The organism is Phytopseudomonas argentinensis (assembly GCF_900113905.1).
In the GTDB taxonomy this organism is placed as follows: Bacteria; Pseudomonadota; Gammaproteobacteria; order Pseudomonadales; family Pseudomonadaceae; genus Aquipseudomonas; species Aquipseudomonas argentinensis.
This window is the reverse complement of record NZ_FORC01000001.1, coordinates 23,737-45,996: the sequence shown is the minus strand read 5'-3', so window position 1 is coordinate 45,996 and position 22,260 is coordinate 23,737. Positions and strand designations below refer to the sequence as shown.

Annotated in this window: 20 protein-coding genes and 1 tRNA gene; 9 read left to right on the top strand and 12 right to left on the bottom strand. The window is 63.2% G+C overall.

Annotated elements, in window-relative coordinates; all coding sequences use genetic code 11:
* Positions 1-52: 52 nt before the first annotated feature.
* Complete coding sequence (locus BM154_RS00220; protein ID WP_074879452.1) at positions 53-1,471, top strand: diaminobutyrate--2-oxoglutarate transaminase; 1,419 nt, start codon at positions 53-55, stop codon at positions 1,469-1,471.
* A 39-nt stretch (positions 1,472-1,510) separates the two neighbouring features.
* Here BM154_RS00220 and BM154_RS00215 read toward each other — a convergent pair whose 3' ends face one another.
* Together BM154_RS00215 and BM154_RS00210 are read right to left on the bottom strand one after the other, a co-directional pair.
* Positions 1,511-1,921, bottom strand: a complete 411-nt coding sequence (locus tag BM154_RS00215; protein WP_074879449.1) for a PA2817 family protein — start codon at positions 1,919-1,921, stop codon at positions 1,511-1,513.
* 75 nt (positions 1,922-1,996) lie between these two features.
* Positions 1,997-4,444, bottom strand: a complete 2,448-nt coding sequence (locus BM154_RS00210; protein WP_074879446.1) for an acyl-CoA dehydrogenase — start codon at positions 4,442-4,444, stop codon at positions 1,997-1,999.
* Positions 4,445-4,774: 330 nt separating this feature from the next.
* On the opposite strand from BM154_RS00210, the gene BM154_RS00205 reads away from it, so the two are divergent.
* The 3 genes from BM154_RS00205 to BM154_RS00195 all read left to right on the top strand — a co-directional run bounded on the left by BM154_RS00205 (position 4,775) and on the right by BM154_RS00195 (position 7,188).
* Entirely contained in the window at positions 4,775-5,395 is a 621-nt protein-coding gene (locus BM154_RS00205) for a glutathione S-transferase family protein (RefSeq protein ID WP_074879443.1), read from the top strand.
* 75 nt (positions 5,396-5,470) lie between these two features.
* On the top strand, positions 5,471-6,403 hold the full coding sequence (locus BM154_RS00200; RefSeq protein ID WP_074879440.1) for an ABC transporter ATP-binding protein: 933 nt from the start codon (positions 5,471-5,473) through the stop codon (positions 6,401-6,403).
* Positions 6,403-7,188: an ABC transporter permease gene (locus tag BM154_RS00195; RefSeq protein WP_139225405.1), complete on the top strand. Its 786-nt coding sequence runs from the start codon at positions 6,403-6,405 to the stop codon at positions 7,186-7,188. Before BM154_RS00200 ends, BM154_RS00195 begins: the two co-directional genes overlap by 1 nt.
* Before the next feature lie 30 nt (positions 7,189-7,218).
* Here the strand turns inward: BM154_RS00195 and BM154_RS00190 are convergent, their stop codons facing one another.
* Together BM154_RS00190 and BM154_RS00185 are read right to left on the bottom strand one after the other, a co-directional pair.
* Positions 7,219-8,190: a magnesium and cobalt transport protein CorA gene (locus BM154_RS00190; RefSeq protein ID WP_074879434.1), complete on the bottom strand. Its 972-nt coding sequence runs from the start codon at positions 8,188-8,190 to the stop codon at positions 7,219-7,221.
* A gap of 147 nt (positions 8,191-8,337) precedes the next feature.
* Positions 8,338-9,027: a crotonase/enoyl-CoA hydratase family protein gene (locus BM154_RS00185; RefSeq protein ID WP_074879431.1), complete on the bottom strand. Its 690-nt coding sequence runs from the start codon at positions 9,025-9,027 to the stop codon at positions 8,338-8,340.
* 352 nt (positions 9,028-9,379) lie between these two features.
* On the opposite strand from BM154_RS00185, the gene BM154_RS00180 reads away from it, so the two are divergent.
* The 4 genes from BM154_RS00180 to efp all read left to right on the top strand — a co-directional run bounded on the left by BM154_RS00180 (position 9,380) and on the right by efp (position 12,791).
* Positions 9,380-9,469: transfer RNA gene (locus tag BM154_RS00180), tRNA-Ser, on the top strand.
* 206 nt (positions 9,470-9,675) lie between these two features.
* Positions 9,676-11,022: an MFS transporter gene (locus BM154_RS00175; protein WP_074879429.1), complete on the top strand. Its 1,347-nt coding sequence runs from the start codon at positions 9,676-9,678 to the stop codon at positions 11,020-11,022.
* 25 nt (positions 11,023-11,047) lie between these two features.
* Complete coding sequence (gene earP / locus BM154_RS00170; RefSeq protein ID WP_074879426.1) at positions 11,048-12,172, top strand: elongation factor P maturation arginine rhamnosyltransferase EarP; 1,125 nt, start codon at positions 11,048-11,050, stop codon at positions 12,170-12,172.
* A 46-nt stretch (positions 12,173-12,218) separates the two neighbouring features.
* The gene (efp, locus tag BM154_RS00165; protein ID WP_042556123.1) at positions 12,219-12,791 is read left to right on the top strand and encodes an elongation factor P; all 573 of its coding nucleotides are present in this window, start codon (positions 12,219-12,221) and stop codon (positions 12,789-12,791) included.
* Between the two features lie 100 nt (positions 12,792-12,891).
* On the opposite strand, the gene BM154_RS00160 is transcribed toward efp, so the two are convergent.
* The 3 genes from BM154_RS00160 to BM154_RS00150 form a co-directional block, all read right to left on the bottom strand.
* Positions 12,892-13,449 carry a Smr/MutS family protein gene (locus tag BM154_RS00160; protein ID WP_074879423.1) on the bottom strand — a complete coding sequence of 186 codons (558 nt, stop codon included), beginning with the start codon at positions 13,447-13,449 and terminating at the stop codon, positions 12,892-12,894.
* A 48-nt stretch (positions 13,450-13,497) separates the two neighbouring features.
* A complete protein-coding gene (locus BM154_RS00155; RefSeq protein WP_074879420.1) occupies positions 13,498-13,821 on the bottom strand; it encodes a hypothetical protein in 324 nt (107 codons plus the stop codon).
* A gap of 146 nt (positions 13,822-13,967) precedes the next feature.
* The gene (locus tag BM154_RS00150) at positions 13,968-14,567 is read right to left on the bottom strand and encodes a cysteine hydrolase family protein (RefSeq protein WP_074879417.1); all 600 of its coding nucleotides are present in this window, start codon (positions 14,565-14,567) and stop codon (positions 13,968-13,970) included.
* A gap of 225 nt (positions 14,568-14,792) precedes the next feature.
* Here BM154_RS00150 and prmB point away from each other — a divergent pair, with 225 nt between their 5' ends.
* Entirely contained in the window at positions 14,793-15,719 is a 927-nt protein-coding gene (prmB, locus tag BM154_RS00145; protein ID WP_425272790.1) for a 50S ribosomal protein L3 N(5)-glutamine methyltransferase, read from the top strand.
* Positions 15,720-16,114: 395 nt separating this feature from the next.
* Here prmB and cobF read toward each other — a convergent pair whose 3' ends face one another.
* From cobF to phhA, 5 genes are all read right to left on the bottom strand, one after another.
* On the bottom strand, positions 16,115-16,879 hold the full coding sequence (gene cobF, locus BM154_RS00140; protein ID WP_074879414.1) for a precorrin-6A synthase (deacetylating): 765 nt from the start codon (positions 16,877-16,879) through the stop codon (positions 16,115-16,117).
* 198 nt (positions 16,880-17,077) lie between these two features.
* A complete protein-coding gene (gene ggpS / locus BM154_RS00135) occupies positions 17,078-19,339 on the bottom strand; it encodes a glucosylglycerol-phosphate synthase (RefSeq protein ID WP_074879411.1) in 2,262 nt (753 codons plus the stop codon).
* An 88-nt stretch (positions 19,340-19,427) separates the two neighbouring features.
* Positions 19,428-20,717: an MFS transporter gene (locus BM154_RS00130; RefSeq protein ID WP_074879408.1), complete on the bottom strand. Its 1,290-nt coding sequence runs from the start codon at positions 20,715-20,717 to the stop codon at positions 19,428-19,430.
* 190 nt (positions 20,718-20,907) lie between these two features.
* Positions 20,908-21,264: a 4a-hydroxytetrahydrobiopterin dehydratase gene (locus BM154_RS00125; protein ID WP_074879406.1), complete on the bottom strand. Its 357-nt coding sequence runs from the start codon at positions 21,262-21,264 to the stop codon at positions 20,908-20,910.
* A 193-nt stretch (positions 21,265-21,457) separates the two neighbouring features.
* A complete protein-coding gene (gene phhA / locus BM154_RS00120) occupies positions 21,458-22,243 on the bottom strand; it encodes a phenylalanine 4-monooxygenase (RefSeq protein WP_074879403.1) in 786 nt (261 codons plus the stop codon).
* Between the last annotated feature and the right edge of the window lie 17 nt (positions 22,244-22,260).

The window sequence follows — 22,260 nt, the reverse complement described above, 5'->3', positions numbered from 1 at the left end:
TCTGCCGCAGGTATCGGATAACGCGCTATCCGCGCGACACGAGGATGCACTCATGAATGCAATCACCCCGATCACCAACACCACGGTCGAACTCCAATACCGGCACAGCGGGCTCAGCCAGCGCTACTGTCTGGACAGTACACCCGCACTGCAGCGACAAATGCAGCGCGAGTCCAATGCGCGCAGCTACCCGCGGCGCATACCGCTGGAACTCAAGCGGGCGCAGGGGGTGTACGTCGAGGATTCGCGCGGGCAGGTGTACATCGATTGCCTGGCTGGCGCCGGTACCCTGGCACTGGGGCACAATCACCCGGTGACCCTGGAGGCGATCCAGAAGACCCTGGCCTCGGGCATACCGCTGCACGCCCTCGATCTGAGTACGCCGATCAAGGACGCCTTCGTGGAGACGGTGTTCGATCTGTTACCGGGGGATTTCGCCAAGGATGCACGTATCCAGTTCTGTGGCCCGACCGGGGCGGACGCGGTGGAAGCGGCGCTCAAGCTGTCGCGTACGGCAACCGGGCGGCAAAGCATCCTGGCGTTCCATGGCGCCTATCACGGCATGACCCTCGGCACGCTGTCGGTGAGCGGCAACCTGGGGCCGAAGAATGCACTGGGCGGGCTGCTGGCGGGCACCCAGTTCCTGCCTTATCCCCATGACTACCGTTGCCCGTTCGGGCTGCGCGGCGAGCAGGCGATCGACGCCAACCTGCACTACATCCGCAGCCTGCTCAGTGACCCGGAAAGCGGCGTGACCCAGCCGGCGGCGATGATCCTGGAAACGGTGCAGGGCGAGGGCGGCGTGATTGCCGCGCCGGATCGCTGGCTGCAAGGATTGCGTGCGATCACCCGTGAAAACGGCATTCCCCTGATCCTCGACGAGATCCAGTGCGGTATCGGCCGCACCGGCGACCTGTTCGCCTTCGAGCGCAGCGCCATCACCCCCGATGTGGTGACGCTGTCAAAGGCCATCGGCGGTGGTCTGCCGCTGTCGGTGGTGGTCTACCGGGGCGAGCTGGATCAATGGCAGCCCGGTGCCCATGCCGGCACCTTCCGTGGCAATCAACTGGCCATGGCCGCGGGCGATGCCACCTTGCGGTTCATCCAGCGCGAAGGCATCTGCAGCCATGTACGCGACGTCGGAGCACGCTTGCAGACGCTGCTGCAGGGGCTGCAGGCCGAGTTCGACTGGATCGGCGACGTGCGCGGCCGTGGCCTGATGCTGGGCATGGAGATCATCGACCCGGCCAGCCAGGATGGCCTCGGCCAGCCCGCTGCCGATGGCGAGAAGGCACGCAAGCTGCAGCGTGCCTGCCTCGAGCGTGGCCTGATCGTCGAGCTGGGCGGCCGGCACGGCGCGACCGTCAGGTTCCTGCCGCCGCTGATCATCAGCGAAGCGGAGGTCGATCTGGTCGGGCAGATTCTCTACCAGGCGGCGCAGAGCGTAGGGAATGCCCGCCACGGCAACTGACGGGCAGGCCGGGAGACCCAGGGCGCTGCGCTGGCCGACTTAATGGCGGCTGCCGGGTGCCGGCATGGCCAGCAGCTGCTTTTCCTGATTCCAGTCGAACGGCTCGTCGTTTTCCTCGGCATGGAAGCGGCGTTCTTCGAGTTGCTGGTACAGCTCGATTTCTTCGTCGGGCATGAAGTGCAGGCAGTCGCCGCCAAAGAACCACAGCAGGTCACGCGGTACCAGGTGGGCGATCTGCGGGTAGCGCTGGAAGATCTGGCTGATCAGGTCCTGACCCAGGTACTGGCTGCGTTCGAAGTCCACTGGCAGTTCGGCGAGCAACTCGTCGTAGCGCTCGAGGAAATTGGCATGGCTGGCATCGAGGATCTGCTCGGCTTCACCCAGGGCCACCAGGATGGTGCGCAGGTGATTGAGCAGGGCGAGGTGGTGATCGAGATGAGGGCTGGCCATGTCCGGTGATCCTGAAAGTAAAACGGGCGCCGGAGTATAAAGTCCACGGCGCCCGCTGTCGTCTCTGCAGTTCGACTACCTGACCTTGCCCTCGCTGGGCAGCAGCTCTTCCTTGCCGAAGTCATCGACATCGATCACCACGCGGCGGGCCTGCTCGGCGCGCTGCAACTGCTGGCCTTCCTCGGCGCTGAGTACGCCGGCGGCGACTGCGGTCTCGATCTCGTTCTGGCCGGGTGTTTCGCGCACCTGGCCGGCCTTGACGGCCTTGTAGAGCTTTTTCTGCAGGGGCGCGGCTTCTTGCAGCAGGTTGAGAGCGTGTTGCAGGGCGCCGACCGGATCGTCGGTCGAGGTGGGGCGGAAGCAGCCTTCAAGCAACTCTTCGAGCGCCGGGTCGCCAGCATTGCGGCCGATGATCGCGGCGACCTGGGCGTCGAGGTGATCGTCCGGGCCCTGGTGACGGCGGCCGAAGGGGAACACCAGCACGCGCAGGGCGCTGCCGAGCAAGCGGTTGGGGAAGTTGCTGAGCAACGCCTCGATGGCGGTCTCGGCCTTGCCCAGGCTTTCTTCCAGCGCCCAGTGCAGCAGCGGGCGAACGTGCTCCGGGTAATCCTGGTCGTGATAGCGCTTGAGCGCCGCGGAGGCCAGGTACAGGTGGCTGAGCACGTCACCCAGACGCGCCGACAGGCGCTCGCGGCGCTTCAGCTCGCCGCCGAGCAGCATCATGCTGAGGTCGGCGAGCATGGCGAAGGCGGCGCTCAGGCGATTGAGGGCGCGGAAGTAGGGGCGGCTGATGCGGTCGCCCGGCACCTTGCCGAGCAGGCCCATGCTCAGGCTGAGGATCAGCGTGCTGGCGGCATTGCTGACGGCGAAGCCGATGTGCTGCATCAGCAGGTCGTCGAACTCCAGTAGCGCCTGGTCGCGGTCTTCACGACCGGCCAGGGCCATTTCCTTGAGCACGTAGGGATGGCAGCGGATGGCGCCCTGGCCGAAGATCATCAGGTTGCGCGAGAGGATGTTGGCGCCCTCGACGGTGATGAAGATCGGCGCGCCTTGCCAGGAGCGGCCCAGGTAGTTGCTCGGGCCCATGATGATGCCCTTGCCGCCGTGCACGTCCATGGCGTGGGTGATGCACTCGCGACCGCGCTCGGTGAGGTGGTACTTGAGGATCGCCGACAGCACCGACGGCTTCTCGCCCAGGTCCACCGCGTTGGCGGTAAGGATGCGTGCGCTGTCCATCAGCCAGGCGTTGCCGCCGATGCGTGCCAGGGCCTCCTGAATGCCTTCGAAGGCCGACAGCGGCACGTTGAACTGCTCCCGCACCTGGCTGTACTGGCCGGTGACCAGGCTGGTGAACTTGGCGGCGCCGGTGCCCACCGCCGGCAGGGAAATCGAACGGCCTACCGACAGGCAGTTCATCAGCATCATCCAGCCCTTGCCCAGGTACTCGGGGCCACCGATCAGGTAGTCCAGCGGGATGAACACGTCCTTGCCGGAGTTGGGCCCGTTCATGAAGGCGGCGCCCAGCGGTATATGGCGACGGCCGATGTTCACGCCGGGGGTGTCGGTGGGAATCAGCGCCAGGCTGATGCCCAGTTCGTCCTTGTCACCGAGCAGGTGATCCGGGTCATAGGCCTTGAAGGCCACACCCAGCAGGGTCGCCACCGGGCCGAGGGTGATGTAGCGCTTTTCCCAGTTCAGGCGCAGGCCGATGACTTCCTCGCCGTTCCACTGGCCTTTGCAGATCACCCCGCTGTCGGGCATGGCGCCGGCATCGGAGCCGGCCAGCGGGCCGGTGAGGGCGAAGCAGGGAATGTCCTCGCCGCGGGCCAGGCGCGGCAAATAATGGTTGCGCTGCTCTTCGGTGCCGTAGTGCAGCAGCAGTTCGGCCGGGCCGAGGGAGTTGGGCACCATCACGGTGGAGGCCAGGTCGCCGCTGCGGGTGGCCAGCTTCATTGCCACCTGGGAGTGGGCGTAGGCGGAAAAGCCCTTGCCACCGTATTCCTTGGGAATGATCAGGGCAAAGAAGCCATGCTGCTTGATGTGCTCCCAGGCCTCGGGCGGCAGGTCCATGCGTTGGCCGATCTGCCACTCGCTGACCATGGCGCACAGCTCTTCGGTGGGACCATCGATAAAGGCCTGCTCCTCGGCGGTCAGCTTGGCTTTCGGGTAGGCCAGCAGCTTGTCCCAGTCCGGGCGGCCGCTGAACAGCTCGCCGTCCCACCAGACGGTACCGGCCTCGATGGCGTCCTTCTCGGTGTTGGACATCGGTGGCAGCACTTTCTGGAACCAGGCGAACAACGGCGCGGTGAAATGCTTGCGGCGCAGCTCCGGCAGCGCCAGGGGAATGGCGACCGCCAGCCACAGCAGCCAGAAGATCACCAGCAGCCAGCCCGGTGCGTGGCTGTAGGCGCCCATCACCAGCAGGTAGGCGGCGACGATTGCCAGAGCAGGAAGGGGTGCCGTGCGGCGGTGGGCCAGATAGGCCGTGCCGAGAACCAGAACGAGCAACCAGACAGCGAGCATGCAGAATCCTCCGTGATGGCGACAGCAGAACGGCGAGTGCCGCCATAATCGTAGTCGGCTCGGGTAGACCTTGCCGACAGGGGCGTAACAGGGCACTTCCTCAATGGTCATGACCCGTCGCGTTCGATAGTGACCCCACCTCGGGCAGGCGAGTTCGTACAACAAATTGCATCACCGGATGACCTGTTGGTCAGCCCGTGAATGGCCCGCGACCAGCACGCCATGAACGGGGTCGATAGCCAACATCAATGTGGCCGGCTTCCTTCCTGGCAGCAGAGTGGTAGGGTTGTCAGCCTCACGGTTGGCGGATTCTGACAAGGATAATTGACGATGTTGAAAATATGGGGCCGCAAGAACTCCAGCAACGTACGCAAGGCACTATGGTGCGCCGAGGAAGCCGGCGTTGCCTATGAGCGGGTCGAAGCCGGTGGTGCGTTCGGCGTGGTCGACCAGGCGGACTACCTGGCGCGCAATCCCAACGGACGCGTGCCGATGATCGAGGACGGCGACCTGGTGTTGTGGGAGTCCAACAGCATCGTTCGCTACCTGGCCGCGGCCTATGCGCCGGGCAGCCTGTACCCCGAGGACCCCGCCCGTCGCGCCTGCGGCGACAAGTGGATGGACTGGACCACCTCCAGCTTTGCCGGCGAATTTCGCGAGCTGTTCTGGGGCACCCTGCGGACCCCCGTCGAGCAGCGCAATTCGGCGCTGATCGAAGATGCACGACAGCGCTGTATCGATCTGCTCGCAGTGCCCGAGCAGGCGCTGGGCGAGCAGCCCTATCTGTCTGGCGCCAGCTTCGCCATGGGCGACATCCCGCTGGGCAGCTTTATCTACGCCTGGTTCGAAATGCCCATCGAGCGCCCGCCGCAGCCCCATCTGCAGGCCTGGTATGCACGCTTGCGCGAGCGCCCAGCCTATCAGCGTGCGGTGATGACCGCGCTGACCTGATCACGTGATTGCGTTGCAATCTTTTGTGCTGCATCCCCCTCTAAACCCTGTCTTTTTCATGCGTGCGTATCCTTTATGAGTACTGCTCTGTCGATCCGACAGCTGACCAAAACCTATGGCAACGGCTTCACCGCCTTGCATGGCCTCGACCTCGACGTGGCCGAAGGTGACTTCTTCGCCTTGCTGGGCCCCAACGGCGCCGGCAAGTCCACCACCATCGGCATCCTCTCCACCCTGGTGAACAAGTCCAGCGGCACGGTGAACGTGTTCGGCCACGACCTGGATGCCCAGCCCGCTGCGCTCAAGCGCTGCATCGGCGTGGTGCCCCAGGAATTCAATTTCAACCAGTTCGAAAAGGTCTTCGACATCGTCGTGACCCAGGCCGGCTATTACGGTATTCCAGCACGCCTGGCCAAGGAGCGCGCCGAGCAATACCTCAACCAATTGGGCTTGTGGGACAAGCGTGGCGTGGCCTCGCGTGAGCTGTCCGGTGGCATGAAACGCCGGTTGATGATCGCCCGGGCGCTGGTGCATCAGCCGCGCCTGCTGATCCTCGACGAGCCCACCGCCGGGGTCGACATCGAGCTGCGCCGTTCGATGTGGAGCTTTCTCACCGAGCTCAACGAGCAGGGCATCACCATCATCCTCACCACTCACTACCTGGAAGAGGCCGAGCAGCTGTGCCGCAACATCGGCATCATCGACCACGGGCGGATCGTCGAGAACACCAGCATGAAGGCACTGCTGGGCAAGTTGCATGTGGAAACCTTCTTGCTCGATCTGAAAAACGATCTGCTCGCCGTTCCGCAACTGGTCGGCTATCCCGCCAAGCTGGTCGACGCCCATACGCTCGAGGTTCAGGTGGATAAAAGCCAGGGCGTTACCGAGCTGTTCCGGCAACTGGCGGCACACAACATCGAGGTGTTGAGCCTGCGCAACAAGAGCAACCGCCTGGAGGAGCTGTTCGTGTCCTTGGTCGAGAAGAACCTGTCGAAGGTAGCCGTATGATGCACGAGCAGTCCGAGTTCAGCGCCAATCTGGTGGCCTTGCGCACCATCGTTTACCGGGAAGTCCGTCGTTTCATGCGCATCTGGCCGCAGACCCTGCTGCCCCCGGCGATCACCATGGTTCTGTACTTCGTGATCTTCGGCAACCTGATCGGCCGGCAGATCGGCGACATGGATGGCTTCACCTACATGGAGTACATCGTGCCGGGCCTGATCATGATGTCGGTGATCACCAATGCCTACGGCAACGTGGTGTCGAGTTTCTTCGGCAGCAAGTTCCAACGCTCGGTGGAAGAGCTGATGGTGTCGCCGGTATCGCCGCACACCATCCTTATCGGCTATGTCACCGGCGGCGTGCTGCGCGGGCTGGCGGTCGGCATCATCGTCACCCTCCTGTCGCTGTTCTTCACCCACCTGCAGGTGCATCACCTCGGGCTGACGGTGCTGGTGGTGCTGCTGACGGCGACCATCTTCTCCTTGGGCGGCTTCATCAACGCGGTGTTCGCGCGCAACTTCGACGATATCTCGATCATCCCGACCTTCGTGCTGACACCACTGACCTACCTGGGCGGGGTGTTCTATTCGATCAGCCTGCTGCCGCCGTTCTGGCAGACCGTGTCGATGGCCAACCCGGTGCTGCACATGGTCAATGCCTTCCGCTACGGCATTCTCGGCGTTTCGGATATCAGCATCGGCACCGCCATCGGCTTCATGCTGGTCGCCACGGCAGTGCTCTATGTATTGTGCGTGCGCCTGCTGGTCAGTGGCCGTGGGATGCGCCAGTAAGCGCCTTTCACGCGGCTGGTTGTGGCGCTGCTACAGCCAGCCGTAATGCCGGAAACTGGCGTACAGGCCCGCGCAGCCCGCACCGATCAGGCCCAGAACGGCAAAGTAGCCGTACTGCCAGCTCAGCTCTGGCATGTTGTGGAAATTCATCCCGTAGATGCCGGCCACCGCGGTGGGGAAGGCCAGGATCGCCGCCCAGGCGGCGAACTTGCGCTGCACCACGCTCTGCCGGGATGACTCGAGCAACAGGCCGATCTCGATGGCGTGGTCGGCCATTTCCCGCAGGTTGGTAAGGTCTTCGAGCAGGCGATTGACGTGAATCGCCACGTCACGAAAGTACGGGCGCATGTTCTTGTCGATAAAGGGGAAGTCCAGGTGCTGCAGCTCCTGGCAGATCTCCGCGAGCGGCCCGATGTTGCGGCGCAGGCGCAGCAAATCGCGGCGCAGCTGCTGGATGCGCACCACCTCGCCGTGGGTCATGGCGCATTCGAGCACCGTCTGCTCGAGCTGCTCCAGCTCGGCGTAGTAGGTGTCCATCAGCGGCCGGTAGTTCTCGATGATAAAGCTGATCAGCGCATAGAGCACGAAGTCCTCGCCGTGCTCGAGCAGCAACGGCCGGGCCTCGCAGCGCTGGCGCACCTTGGAGTAGGGCGCGGAATCGCCATAGCGGGCGCTGATCACATAACCCTTGCCGGCGAACAGCTGGGTTTCCACGAAGGTCAGTTCACCGCCAACCTGCACGGGTGAATAGAGCACCAGAAACAGCGCATCGCCGAAGATTTCCAGTTTAGGCCGGGTGTGTCGCTGCAGTGCATCTTCCAGGGCCAGCTCATGCAGGTTGAACTGCCGCTGCAGGTTGCCGAGCTCCTGGCTGCCGGGATCGTGCAGGCCGATCCACACGAAATGCTCGGGCTTGCTGGCCCATTGCCGACCTTCATCGAGGTGGATATCGCTGACCTTGCGGCCCCCGCTGTAAACCGCTGCTGCGACCACTTCGCCCATGGTGTACCCCGTGCGTGACTGTTGGCGCCAGCTTACCTGCTTATGCCGGCGCGCTCAGCCCTTGACGACAGCCGTGGGCTATCAGCGCTGCTAACCAAGGCTGCGGGCGAGCCTTGGCAGAAGCCCACGGCCTTTCTTCTGGCTGTCTTAAACGGCGTGCTGCTTGTCCAGTTCGATGGATTTATCGAGGATTTCCAGCAGGGCGGCGCGCACCTTGAGCTTGGTCTTGCGGTGGGCGCTCATGTTGATCTTCTTGAACTGCGCCGCGACGGCCAGGGCAGTGGCCATCAGTTGCTCGGCGGGCACTACCTTGTCGAGGAAGCCGGCGTCCACCGCGCTTTGCGGGTCGAACATCTCGCCATTGATCACCGAGCGATGGAAGGCGGATTTGCGCAGGCGATCACGGGCCAGTTCGATGCCGACGTGGTGCATGGTCATGCCGATCTGCACTTCGTTGAGGCCGATGGTGAAGGGGCCTTCGACGCCGATACGGTAATCACTGGAGAGCAGCAGGAAGGCGCCCTTGGCTACCGCATGGCCGGGGCAGGCGGCGATGATTGGGTAAGGATGGGCCAGCATGCGCCTGGCCAGGGTCGAACCGGCGGCAACCAGGTCGATGGCGTTCTGTGGGCCGGAGGTCATCACCTTGAGGTCATAGCCGCCGGAGAGAATGCCCGGCTGGCCGGTCAGGATGACGATGGCCTTGTCCTGGGTCGCGCGATCCAGGGCCGCGTTAAAGGCCTCGATCACCGCTGGCGAGATAGCATTCACCTTGCCATTGTTAAGCGTCAACGTGGCGATGCCGTCATCGAGTTGGTAGCTGATCAGGTCGCTCATGGTCGACTCCTTGTTGTGAAATATGCGGCTGACGTTACCCATCCGCCGTGGTCCGGTAAAGCACGAAGGGTGACCGTAGAGTCAGGGTGTCGCGGCCGACACAGGCGCAGAGCAAGGTGATCAGCTCGCTGGTCGTGCCGATGATGGATGGGACGGATCATTACTACCGGCTTTTCTCAGGCGCCGCTGAGCAGTGCCCATACGCCCGTGCTCGCGCTGAGGTTGTGGCGCGCATACCGGTCGCTCTCCGGCTATGGCTTAAGCACATGAATCTTTTGAAAAAAGTTTTGCGTTTGGGAAAGCCTTCGATTACATTAGCGCGCCTCGACAGACAGCACGTCTGGCGAGATCCGGTGAAGTGTCCGAGCGGTTGAAGGAGCACGCCTGGAAAGTGTGTATACGAGAAATCGTATCAAGGGTTCGAATCCCTTCTTCACCGCCACTTTCGAACAAAACCAAGAACCCCGAAAGCCGACAGGTTTTCGGGGTTCTTGGTTTTTGGCGTGGGTATTTTGCAGCGTCGCTTCTCTATGAGCATCCACCCGCCACGCGGGCGCTGACGCCTGTGCGTGAGCAGCGCGGCTTGGGTGAAAGGTCAACGTACTTTCCTGATACGCCTGTCCGTGGCGTCATCGCTCCGAGGTTTTTATGTCGCAGTTGCTTGGCATGGCGTTGGGGCCATTGCTCGGTTTGTTCATCATCAGTATCGGTAATGGGTTCATCTCGTCGTTGACCACCTTGCGCCTGGATGCGGCCGGGGTGTCGGCGACGGTGATCGGTATCGTCTCGGCGTCTTACTTTATCGGCCTGACCCTGGGGGCGCTGTTCAATGACCGGCTGATCCTGCGCATCGGCCATATCCGCGCCTACAGCAGCTTCGCCTCGCTGACGGCGGTCTGTGTGCTGCTGCAGGGGCTGTTCTTCGATCCCTGGGCCTGGTTCGTCTTCAGGCTGATCGCCGGTTGGTCGATTCTCGGCGTGTTCCTGGTGGTGGAAAGCTGGATGCTGCTGGCCGGCGACCAGAAGGTGCGTGGCCGGCTGCTGGCGCTGTACATGATGGCGCTCTACGGCTCCGGCATGCTCGGCCAGTTGCAGCTGGGCGCCATCGATGCCTGGGGCGAAACCGCACCCTTTATGGTGGCCGGGCTGCTGGCTTCATTGTCGGTGCTGCCCATGGGCATCATTCCGCGGGTTACGCCGCTGGTCGAGAAGGTCGAGCCGCTGCTGCCGCATCAGTTGATCCGCATGACCCCGACCGGGGTGATTGGCTGCTTCGGATCGGGTATCGCCATTGCCGCGGTGTATTCGCTGCTGCCGCTGTACCTGCAGCGGGTGGGCATGAGCGTCAGCGAGGTCGGGCAGATGATGGCCAGCGTGATCCTTGGCGCCATGCTGCTGCAATATCCGGTGGGGCGCTGGTCCGACCAGCATGATCGGCAAAGCGTGCTGATCGTGCTGAGCCTGTTCTGCCTGCTGATCTCCCTGGCGATCATGATTCTGCCGTCGTCGCCGCTTCTGCTGATGGTATTGCTGTTCCTGCTCGGTGGCGGGGTGTTTGCCGTCTACCCTGTGGCGGTCAGCCATGCGGCGGATCGGGCGCCGGCCGGCGCCCTGGTGCGCATGGTGCAGGGGTTGCTGCTGATCAACTCGCTGGGCTCGGCGATCAGCCCGCTGATGATTTCCCCGTTGATGGAGCACGATGGCGATGCCGGGCTGTTCCTGGCCTTCAGCCTGCTCAATGGCAGCCTGGTGTTGCTGTTCTTCTGGCGCCGCAAGCTGCGTCCGGCACCCCAGCCTGTGGCACCATTCGAGCCGGCGACGCCAGCATCCATGGTCGGCGCGGAGCTGCGGGTGACCGAGGACCTGGTGCAGGGTGCGCTCGAGCACGAGCGCCAGGAAGATCTCTCCGATGTGGTGCCTGGCGTCGAGGTTGCCGAGCCGTTGGCCGATGTAGCGTCGGAGACACAGCAGCGTGAGGGTGGGCTGCAGGCCTGATCTGGCCAATTAAGGAAGGGCAGCGATGAAGTGGGACATTTTTTGCCGCGTCGTCGACAACTATGGCGACATTGGCGTGACCTGGCGCCTGGCGCGGCAGCTGGTGGCCGAGCAGGGCGCCGCGGTGCGCCTGTGGGTCGATGACCTGGCGGCGCTGGTGCGTATCTGCCTGCAGGCCGATGCCAGGTTGAGCTGTCAGTGGTTGAACGGCGTCGAGGTGCGTCACTGGGTGCAGGCCTGGCAGGCAATCGAGCCAGCCGACGTGGTAATCGAAGCCTTTGCCTGCGAGTTGCCTGCCGACTACGTGGTGGCAATGTCGGCGCGCGAGACGCCGGTGCTCTGGCTGAATCTGGAATATCTGAGCGCCGAGAGCTGGGTCGAAGGCTGCCATGGCCTGCCGTCGATGCAGGGCAACGGCCAGCAGAAGTTCTTCTTCTTTCCCGGATTCACCGCCGGCACCGGCGGGCTGCTGCGTGAGCGTGGGCTGCTTGCCGCGCGGGACGGGCTGCAGGGCGATGATGAGGCCTGTGCAGGGTTTCTCGCCTCGCTGGGCATCACGCCAGCCGCCAACGCGCGGCTGGTTTCCCTGTTCGCCTACGAGAACGTTGCGCTTGCCGGCTGGCTGGATGCCCTGGCCGGCGATGACGCGCCCACCCATCTACTGGTGCCGGAAGGGCGGATTCTTGGTGATTTGCAGCATTGGGCAGGGTCGCTCATCGAGCCTGGCCAGGTCATGCGGCGCGGCTCCCTGAGCGTTCAGGTGCTGCCGTTCATGCAGCAGGATCAGTACGACGCGTTGCTCTGGTGCTGTGACCTCAATCTGGTGCGTGGCGAGGATTCCTTCGTGCGCGCTCAGTGGGCCGGGCGGCCGCTGGTCTGGCATATCTATGCGCAACAGGAAGATGCCCACTGGGACAAGCTCGAGGCCTTCATGGCCCTTTATTGCCAGGGGCTTTCAGACCAGGCCCAGGCGGCATTGCGCGCGGTGTGGCGCGCCTGGAACGCCGGCGACGACATGGTGCCGGCCTGGGCCGCCTGGCAGCGACACGCCGAAGAACTGGCCAGTCATGCCCGGGAATGGGCCAGGCGCCAGGCGGTACGTGCAGATCTTGCCACGGCGCTGGTGCAGTTTTACCGAAATTGGCTATGATACGCGGCCTCGAATTTTGTAAATCCATTCAGCTCCGGATATTCGTATGAAAACCGCACAAGAAATGAAGCCTAACAGCGTGGCCCTGATCGATGGCCAGCCATGGCTGATCCAGAAGGCCGAGTTCACCAAGTCCGGTCGTAACAGCGCCATCGTCAAGATGAAGCTGAAGAACCTGATGAACGGCTCGAAGACTGAAACCGTCTACAAAGCCGACGACAAGATGGAGCCGGTCATCCTTGAGCGCAAGGAAGTGAACCTGTCCTACATCAGCGGCGACGACTACGTGTTCATGGATCCGGAGTACAACTCCTACGAGCTGCGCGCCGAAGACCTGGAAAGCGTTCTGCCGTTCATCGAAGAAGGCATGAACGACGTCTGCGAAGCGGTGTTCTTCGAAGGCAAAGTGATCTCCGTCGACCTGCCGACCACCATCGTGCGTCAGCTGGCCTACACCGAAGGTTCCGCCCGTGGCGACACCTCCGGCAAGGTGATGAAGCCTGCCAAGCTGAACAACGGTACCGAAGTGAAAGTGGCTGACTTCTGCGAAATCGGCGACTGGATCGAGATCGACACCCGCACCGGCGAGTACAAGTCCCGCGCCAAGGCGCCGGTCTGATCGTCAGGCTTGCGATGTGAAAAACCCGGCCTTGAGCCGGGTTTTTTATGGCCCGCGCTTCGCAACGGGCGAGCCGGCAGGCGCCTTCGCCTTCAGGCCGTCACTCGTCGCGGCCGTCCATCATGGTGCGCTTGAGCATCACGTAAACCGCGCCGGTGCCACCGTGCTTGGCCACGCAGGAGGCGAAGCCCAATACCTGCGGGTGCTGGCGCAGCCAGGTGTTGACGTGGCTCTTGATCATCGGCTTGCGGCCATCTGTGCGCACTGCCTTGCCGTGGGTCACCCGTACGCAGCGGATTTCCAGCTTGGTCGCCTCGGCGAGAAATTCCCAGAGCGTATCGCGGGCCTTCTCGACGTTCATGCCGTGCAGGTCGAGGCTGCCGTCGAAGGGGATCTGGCCGAGCTTGAGCTTGCGCATCTGGCCGTCCTGCACGCCATTGCCAGCCCAGTACAGCGGGTCCTCGGCACCGACATCAATGACGAACTGATCGGACAGGCCATCGACCTTGAGGGTATCGGTACGTTGCGTGGCCGCCTGGCGCAGGGTAGCCAGGCGCGCGCGGTCGCTCTTCGGTTTGCCGGTGTCGGCGCGATCGTGCTTGATCGGCTTGACGCCTTGCAGCTGGGCTTTGAACAGGGATAGATCGTCGTCTTGCATCGGAGCCTCCGCACGGGGCACCAATTCTACCAAGCGCAGCAGGGCGGGTCAGTCGCGTTTCTTCATCAGGTGAGGAGACATGGCCAGGTCCATCTTGCGCTGGCGCATGCGCCGACGTGATTTGCGCCAGCCCACCACGCCGCCCCAGAACAGGATCAGACCGAGCACCAGCAGCATGCTGGCGTCGCTTGTCGAGTCGTTGAGATTGCCCAGTGCTGGCGGGCGGCCCAGCAGGGTTGCCGTGCCCGCCATCATGAGCAGAATGCCGAACACCGCGAACAGTGCCGTCAGGTAAGCGGCAAAGCGCAATCGCCAGTTGCCCGGGCGTCTAGGGCGCAGGTGGCTGGCGTTGAAACCGTCGGTTTGCTTCATGCGCTAATTCCTTGAAGGATCTTCTCGCTATGACTGGCAGTGTAGTAGCGGGTTCAAACAACGCGGCGTCGAGGGGCTTGCAACCTGTTCACGATCTCGCGAGCGCGATACACGGCAAAACCGCGCAGCAGATCGTGAACAGCTTTTTACAGCAGGGCGTTGGCGTCTGGCACCCAGGCGGCAAAGTTGTCGGCCAGGGCGATCATTTCCACGCGGTGCATTTCGGCGGCGCTGATCACCTTGCCGTCCGGGGTCGGCAGGTCGCGAGTGGCGCAGGCAGCATCGACCACGGTGCAGCGGTAGCCGTAATCCTTGGTGGCACGGATGGTGGTGCTGATGCTCGAGTGGGTCATGAAACCACAGACGATCAGATCCAGATGGCCGAGCGATTGCAGCTTCTCATGCAGCTCGGTGCCGGAAAAGGCGTTCGGCATGCGCTTCTCGACGACGATTTCGCCGGGCAGCGGTGCCACTTCCGGCAGGTGCGCACCGCGTGGGCCACGCGGGTCGAGCAGGCCACCGGGAATGCCCAGGTGCTTGATATGCACGATGGCGCCGCCCTGGGCGCGCACCGCGTCGAGCAGCTTGGCAATCTCCACCAGGGCAGCGTCGAGGCCGGGCAGTTGCACCACGCCGCTGCGATACTCTTCCTGGGCATCGATGACCAGCAGGGTCGCATTGCTCAGGTTGGCGGGGGCATGGCCACGGCCGGTGAGCTGATAGAAGGTTTGCGGGTGGGACGACATGTACGACTCCTTGCTGGCGCGGTTAACGGGGCATATTGTCCGCCTCTATGACGCCGCTGTGAACCTCTGTGTTACTGGTATTGCTGCGCCCAGGCCCGGCGATACGAGCAGAATCGTTTCAGCTCGCGGTTGGCGGTAGGCGTGCCTTACCGTGGTAATCCCTTTGGCGGCGCTGGAATGCCACGGCCGGCCTGCTAGACTAACGCTTTTGCCCGGAGCCCTGCTGTGACCGATGCCCGCCCAGCCCTGAATACCCGCCTGCGCACCCTGCGTGACTACATTCGTTGGGCGGTGAGCCGTTTTCAGGCAGAAGAACTGTTCTTCGGGCACGGCACCGACAATGCCTGGGACGAAGCGCGCCAGTTGGTGCTGGGCGCCTTGCACCTGCCCTGGGAAATCGCCGACAGCTACCTGGATTGCCGCCTCGAGGACGACGAGCACCTGCATCTGCAAGGTTTGCTCAAGCGCCGCATCGAGGAGCGCGTACCAACTGCCTACCTGCTCGGCGAGGCGTGGTTTTGTGGCCTGCCGTTCATCGTCGACGAGCGTGTGCTGGTGCCCCGTTCACCGATTGGCGAGCTGATCGAACAACGCTTCAGCCCCTGGCTGGCCAGCGAGCCGGCGCGAATTCTCGATCTGTGCACTGGCTCGGGCTGCATCGGCATTGCCTGCGCCTATGAGTTTCTCGACGCCGAGGTGGTGCTCGGTGACCTGTCCTTCGAGGCGCTGGAAGTAGCCAACCGCAACATCGAACGTCATGGCCTCGAAGAGCGCGTGTACACCGTGCAGGGCGATGGTTTCGCCGGGCTGCCGGGCCAGCGTTTCGACCTGATCGTCTCCAACCCGCCCTATGTGGATGCCGAAGATTTCGCCGACATGCCGGCCGAGTACGGGCACGAGCCGGAAATGGGCCTGGCCTGTGGCGACGATGGCCTGGATCTGGTCCGCCGCATGCTCGCCGAAGCGGCCGATCACCTGACTGACAAGGGCTTGCTGATCGTCGAAGTCGGCAACAGCCAGGTGCATGTCGAGGCGTTGTATCCGGAAGTGGATTTCGCCTGGCTGGACTTCGCCCGCGGCGGCCATGGCGTGTTCATGCTCTCGGCCGAGCAGTGCCGGGAGCATCAGGCGCTGTTTCGCGAGCGTATCTGAGCGATTTCTACTATTCGTCAGCCCGAATCACAGGGCGTCTGGCAGGCCATTATGTGGCGTAAGCGGCCGCTCCTACAAAATAAACTCTGCTCACCAGCCGCTCCACCGCTCACGATTCTGTGATCGCAATGGTGGATGAGAAAAGCGCCATCCACCCTACACCTGAGGCGATGTTCTCGATCGGCCAGCTTGAAAAAAGTCGCCTGGCCGGATGCTAAATACTGGCCTTTGCGATCTCGTGGGAGGGGCTTTAGCCCCGAGCTCTTGACGCCTAGCCAGGCAAAATCGAGGCTAAAGCCTCTCCCACAAAGCCCTGCTCAGCGTCCGCTTTTGCCTTCCTGTGATCGAATTGCCACGCGGCAGCCAGCAGACGGGCGATATCTGCGAGTCTGCAGTCAGGCCTCCCGCCCGCCGCGGCGCAGCAGATAGCTGTCCATGATCCAGCCGTTGGCCTGGCGCGCGGCGGCGCGGGTCGTGGCGATCTGTTCGGCGACCTCGGCCAGCCTGCCTGATATCAGAATCTCGTCTGGCGTGCCGACATAGGCGCCCCAGTAGATGTTCAGGTCTTCGTCGATCACCTGGCGGTAGCTGTCCTGAGCATCGAGCATAACCACCACGCTATCGACGCCCTCTGGCCAGCCTTCACGCAGGCGCCGGCCGGTGGTGATCTGCACGGCACGGCCAATCTGGTTCAGGGGAATACGGTGGCGCGCGGTGAGGGCCTGCACGCTGGTGATGCCGGGGATCACTTCATATTCGAGGGCCATGCCGCCGGCAATCACGCCGTCGAGAATGCGCAGGGTGCTGTCGTAAAGAGCAGGGTCGCCCCAGACCAGGAAGGCCCCGGTTTCGCCGTCCTGCAATTGCCCGAGCAATTGCTCGAACACCGCCTGCTTGTCGCGGTTCAGGCTGTCGATACTGGCGTCGTAGTCCACCACGTTACGCTCGCGTTCCGGGTTGGTCGCTTCGAGGAGGCGGTAGCAGCGGCCCGGCTCGATATAGCGTTCGAGGATCAGGCGGCGCAAGGCGATCAGCTTGTCCTTGGCTTCACCCTTGTCGAGGATGAAGAACACGTCGGCGCGGTTGAGTGCCTTGATCGCCTGGGTGGTGAGGTAGTCGGGGTCACCGGCGCCGATGCCGATGATCAGGATATCTTTCATGCTGCGTGTCTCGTTCTTGCGATGGCGCGCAGCATATCAGGTGCTGGTTGTTGGCTGCCTCGCAGAGCAGCGCTTCGCGATCTTGGACTAGAGCAGCATTTGTGGGAGGGCGCGGGGACGCCTAGTCCATGCGCCCGAAAAGCTTCGCGGGCATGGACTGGGCGTCCCCGCCCGCTCCCACAGATATACTGCCTTGCTTCAGCCTGCCGCCAGCTTCAGCACTGTCTCGGGCTCCGGCTCTGCCACGCCGGCCAGGAACTCGTCGCCCCAGCGGCGGATGTCGTTGTAGCTGACGATATCGAACAGCTCGCGCAGCCGAGCACGGGCTTCGGCCTTGGGCATGTTCAGCGCCAGGTAGCAGGTTTGCGCCAGGTCGGCGGTGTCGTGCGGGTTGGTCAGCAGCGCGCCCTTGAGCTCGGCGGCGGCACCGGCGAATTCCGACAGGGCCAGCACCCCCTGGCCATCGGTCAGCCCCTGGGTGGCGACGAATTCCTTGGCCACCAGATTGAGGCCGTCGCGCAGCGGGGTGATCCACATCACGTCGGCCATGGCGTACCAGGCCACCACCTCGTCGAACGGAAAGCTGCGGAAGAAAAACTGCACCGGCGTCCAGCCGATCCGCGCGAAGCGGCCGTTGATGCGTCCAACTGCCTGTTCGATCTGCGCTTGCAGCTCGTCGTAGATGGTCATTTCACGGGCTGCCGGCACGCAGATGCTGACCAGGGTTATCTTCTTGTGCAGCTCGGGGTTGTCGGCCAGCAGGCGCTCGTAGGCCTGGAGTTTTTCGAGGATACCCTTGGTGTAATCCAGGCGTTCGACCGACAGCACCAGCTTGATGCCACGTAGTTCTTCGCGCAGATGAGCCATCTGCTCGCGGGTTTTTTCCTGGGCCAAGGCGTTGCGCACGCGGTCGATATCCAGGCCAACCGGGTGGGCGCCGAGTTTGACCACCCGGCTGCCTGTGTCCACGGCGGTGGTCATGCGCTCCAGGCCCACGGCGCAGCCATAGGTGACGAAGCGCGGTGCGCAGTTCTGCCGGCTGACGATTTGCAGTGGGGTGACGCCACGGGCCACGTCGACGAAATTTTCCACCTGGCGCGGGATATGAAAGCCGATGTAGTCGCATTGCAGCAGGCTGCCGATGATCTGTCGGCGCCACGGCAGCACGTTGAATACGTCGGCCGAGGGGAAGTAGGTGTGGTGGAAGAAGGCGATGCGCAGGTCCGGGCGCAGTTCGCGCAAATAGACCGGTACCATCCACAGGTTGTAGTCGTGCAGCCAGACCACGGCGCCTTCTGCAGCTTCCTTGGCGGTGCGTTCGGCGAAGGCGCGGTTGACCCTGAGGAACACCTGCCAGTCATCCTCCTCGAAGCGGGCGCGCTCCCAGAAGGTGTGCAGCGTCGGCCAGAAGGCTTCCTTGGAGAAGCGCTTGTAGAAGATGTCGACTTCCCTCTTGCTCAGCGCCACCCGCGCGGCGGTGAGTTTCGGGTAGCGCTCGGCGTCTACGGTGGTGTGGGTTTCGAATGTCTCGTCGCCTTCCTCGTCGACCGCCCAGGCGACCCAGGAGCCCGGGCGCGAATCACCGAAGAAGCTCATCAGGGTCGGGATGATGCCGTTGGGCGAGGTCGGGCGGCGGCGTTGTACCTTGCCGTCCGCGCCGCGGTATTCCTCATAGGGCAGACGGTGATAGACCATCACCAGCTCTGCACGGCCTGGCTTGGTGGCGCTGCGTTTCTCGGCGGCGATGCCGTGCTCGCCGAGAAAGCCGAAATGCACGAAGGCCTGCAGAATGCCGCCGCAGCCGGGGCGGTCCGCCTGGAGGATCCACGACTGGTGCTCGGTGGCCTTGAGCAGCTTGGGTTCCGAGTGGCCGACGCAGACGCCCTTGTAAGTGCCATCGAGCATGTTCAGGTCATTGAGGGTATCGCCACAGGCCAATACTTGGTCATCGTCGATTTCCAGCCAGTCGACCAGCGCCTTCAGGCTGGTGCCCTTGTTGATGCCTTTGGGCAGAAAGTCGAGGTAGCGATCCGCGGAATACAGCAGATCGCAACCTAGGGTTTCTGCAACCTGGGCCAATGCCGGGTCGGCAGCCTGTTCCGGCGTGCAGAAGTAGGAGCAGCGGCGTGCCTGGGGGACGTCCTGGCGCTCCAGGCCGAAACCTTCCAGAGCTTGAGCGACCTGGTTTTCACCCGGCCAGCGGGCATCGACCTGGCTCTGCAGCTGCTGGATCGGTTGCAGGGTGTCGCCATGCACGAAGGTGGCGCCGACGTCGGCGATGATGAAGTCCGGTTGTGGCAAGGTCGGATCGGCCAGCAGCGGCAGCACCGCTTCAAGGCTGCGACCGGTGACGTAGGCCAGCTGAATTTCCGGGTGGGCGGCGATGGTCTGGTAAAGGCTGAGACGATCCTCGGGATCGCCAGCGAGAAAGGTTCCATCAAGATCGGTTGCAAGTAGCATGCGCTGTCTCCCTGTTCAAGCGCCGACATCAGCCGACGGGTAAAGCGGGCGCCTGGTTGGCGCCTCTGTTCTGCAGGCCTGTGTGTGCCTACGACGAAGTAGCCGCGCGCTCCTGCGCGCTGCCGGGGTTATCGTTGTCCGGGCCGCTGTCATCGTCTGCCGATGGGGCGTCCGGCATCAGCTCCAGTACGGTGTGGCTGGTGCGCAACATCGGCACGAAGTGCGCCTGTTCACCGGCGACCAGGTCGCTGACGTGGCGCAGGCGATAGAAGGTGTAGGCCGCCAGCAGGCCCAAGGTGGCGGCGAAATACAGCGGCAGTGCGGCGGCGCCGCTGTACTGCATCAACAATCCGGCGAGCAGTGGCCCGCACACCGAGCCGACACCGTTGACCATCAGCAGGCTGCTGGAGCCGGAGAGAATCTCGTCGCTGTGCAACTGATCGATCAGCTGCGCCACGGCGATGGGGTAGATGGCGAACGACAGCCCGCCAAACATGAACATCAGCGCCAGCAGCGCACGCCCAGCCGGCAGCAGGCTCATCAGCAAGGCGACGACCGCCGCGGCGCTGACCACCCAGAACAGCACCCAGCGGCGGTCGTGATTGTCGGAGAAACGCCCGATCGGCCATTGCAGCAGTGCGCCGCCGAGAATGGTGGCGCTCATCATCAGGCCGACCCCGGCGGCGTCGAAGCCGTTGAGGCTGGCGTACACCGGCGCCATGCCCCAGAACGCACCGAGCGCCAGCCCGGAAAGACCGGCGGCGGCAATCGACAGTGGTGCGATACCGGCGATGGCGCGCAGGTTGCTGTGCAGGGTGTCCGGCACGCTGGGCTGAGGTTGGCGGGTCAGGGTAATGGGCATCAGCGCCGCGCTGATCAGCATCGCCGCCAGGGCGAACAGCAGGAACTCGGTCGGCTCGGCGAGGCTCAGCAACTGCTGCGCAGCTGCCAGGGCGCCGAGGTTGACGGCCATGTAGATGGCGAACATCTGCCCGCGATTTTCGTTGCGCACCTGAGCGTTGAGCCAGCTTTCAATGACCATGTACAGGCTGACCAGTGCCAGGCCGTAAAGCACCCGCAAGGCGAGCCAGACCCAGGGGTCGACGATCAGCACGTGGAGCAGGGCGGTGATCGCGGCCAGAGCGGCGCAGAAGGAGAACGCACGGATATGCCCAACGCGACGCACCAGCGGAATCGCCAGCCAGGTGCCGAGGAGAAAACCGACGAAGTACCCGGACATGATCAGGCCGAGCATCCCGGTGGAGTAGCCTTCGGCGACGCCACGCAGGGTCAGTAGGGTGTTGAGCAGACCGTTGCCAAGGAGGAGTAACGCGACCCCACCCAGCAACGAGCTGATAGGGGCAATCAAGGACCACATGGCGAACAACCCTAGGAAACTATGCCAGCTATGGCAAGCAGGAAGCGCGCCAGTGATCTTTGATGACTTTTGCTATGTTATTGATATTTATAATTTATTTTTTGCGACGAACGGTCTGTTGATTTTTTAGGGTAGTGAAAGGCACCAGGGCGGTGCGCAAAGGAGCGAGTTTTCCCGCTATCGGGGCATCTTACTTGCGACCATCGGCCACTTTCGCCAGCTCATCGGTACGCGCCGCCATGATGAAGTCGTTGCGGTGCAGGCCCTTGATCGAGTGGCTCCACCAGGTGACGGTGACCTTGCCCCATTCGGTGAGCAGCGCAGGGTGATGGTTGGCGGTTTCAGCGATTTCGCCCACCGCATTGGTGAAGGCCAGCGCATGTTTGAAGGTGCGAAACGCGTAGGCTCGCTCGAGCTGCATCACGCCATCACGAACCTCGATGTTCCAGTCCGGGATTTCCTTGATCAGTTGCGCCAGTTCGGCCTCGCTGACTTTCGGTGCATCGGCGCTGCAGGCTTCGCAGGTGGCTTTGGACAGTGCAGTCATGGGGGTTCCTCTGAACGTTGATCGTTACGGCAGGCTCAGAGCCCGTTCACGATCTCGCGAGCTAGAGCGATCCAGGGCAAAAACAAGCGAGGAAGCGGACTGGGCTCGCACTCGAGTTTACAAGTGGTAAATGAGCATTCCGAGCTTGTTTTTAACGCAGAGCGCCGACGCGCAGCAGATCGTGGACAGGTTCTCAGGCTGCCTTGGGTGGAAATTTCGGTTTATGCAGGCCAAGCGCCATGGCCTCGTGCACCAGGCTCATGATGTCCTGCTGCGCCAGAGCGAACAGCCGTTGCAGATCCGGCAACACGAAGTACAGCGGCTGCAGGATGTCGATGCGATACGGCGTGCGCATGGCCTCTAGGGCATCGAATGGCTGATGCTCGGGCTCGCCGGACAGACAATACACCGCCTCCCTGGGCGAGGAGAGAATGCCGCCGCCGTAGATGCGCCGCCCGGTGGGGGTGTCGACCAGGCCGAACTCGATGGTCATCCAGTACAGGCGCGCCAGGTACACCCGTTCCTGGGGGCTGGCGGCCAGGCCGAGGCGGCCGTAGGTGTGGGTGAATTCGGCGAACCAGGGGTTGGTCAGCAGCGGACAGTGACCGAAGATCTCGTGGAAGATATCCGGCTCCTGCAGGTAGTCCAGGTCCGCTTCGGTGCGGATGAAGGTGGCCACCGGAAACTGCTTGTTGGCGAGCAACTCGAAGAAGCGCTGAAAGGGAATCAGCGCCGGCACCTGGGCGACCTGCCAGCCGGTAGTACCCTGCAGCACGCGGTTGATGTCCGCCAGCTGGGGAATCCGGTCACCGGGCAGGGCCAGCTTGTCGATGCCGTTCAGGTATTCCTGACAGGCCCGCGGCTCGATCACCTTGAGTTGGCGCTCGATCAGCGTCTGCCAGGTGCGATGCTCGACCTCGCTGTAATCAATGAAGCCGTTCGCGTCAGGCTGCCTGGCAACGTACTGGCTGGCTTTCATCTGGGGATCTCCCTGCA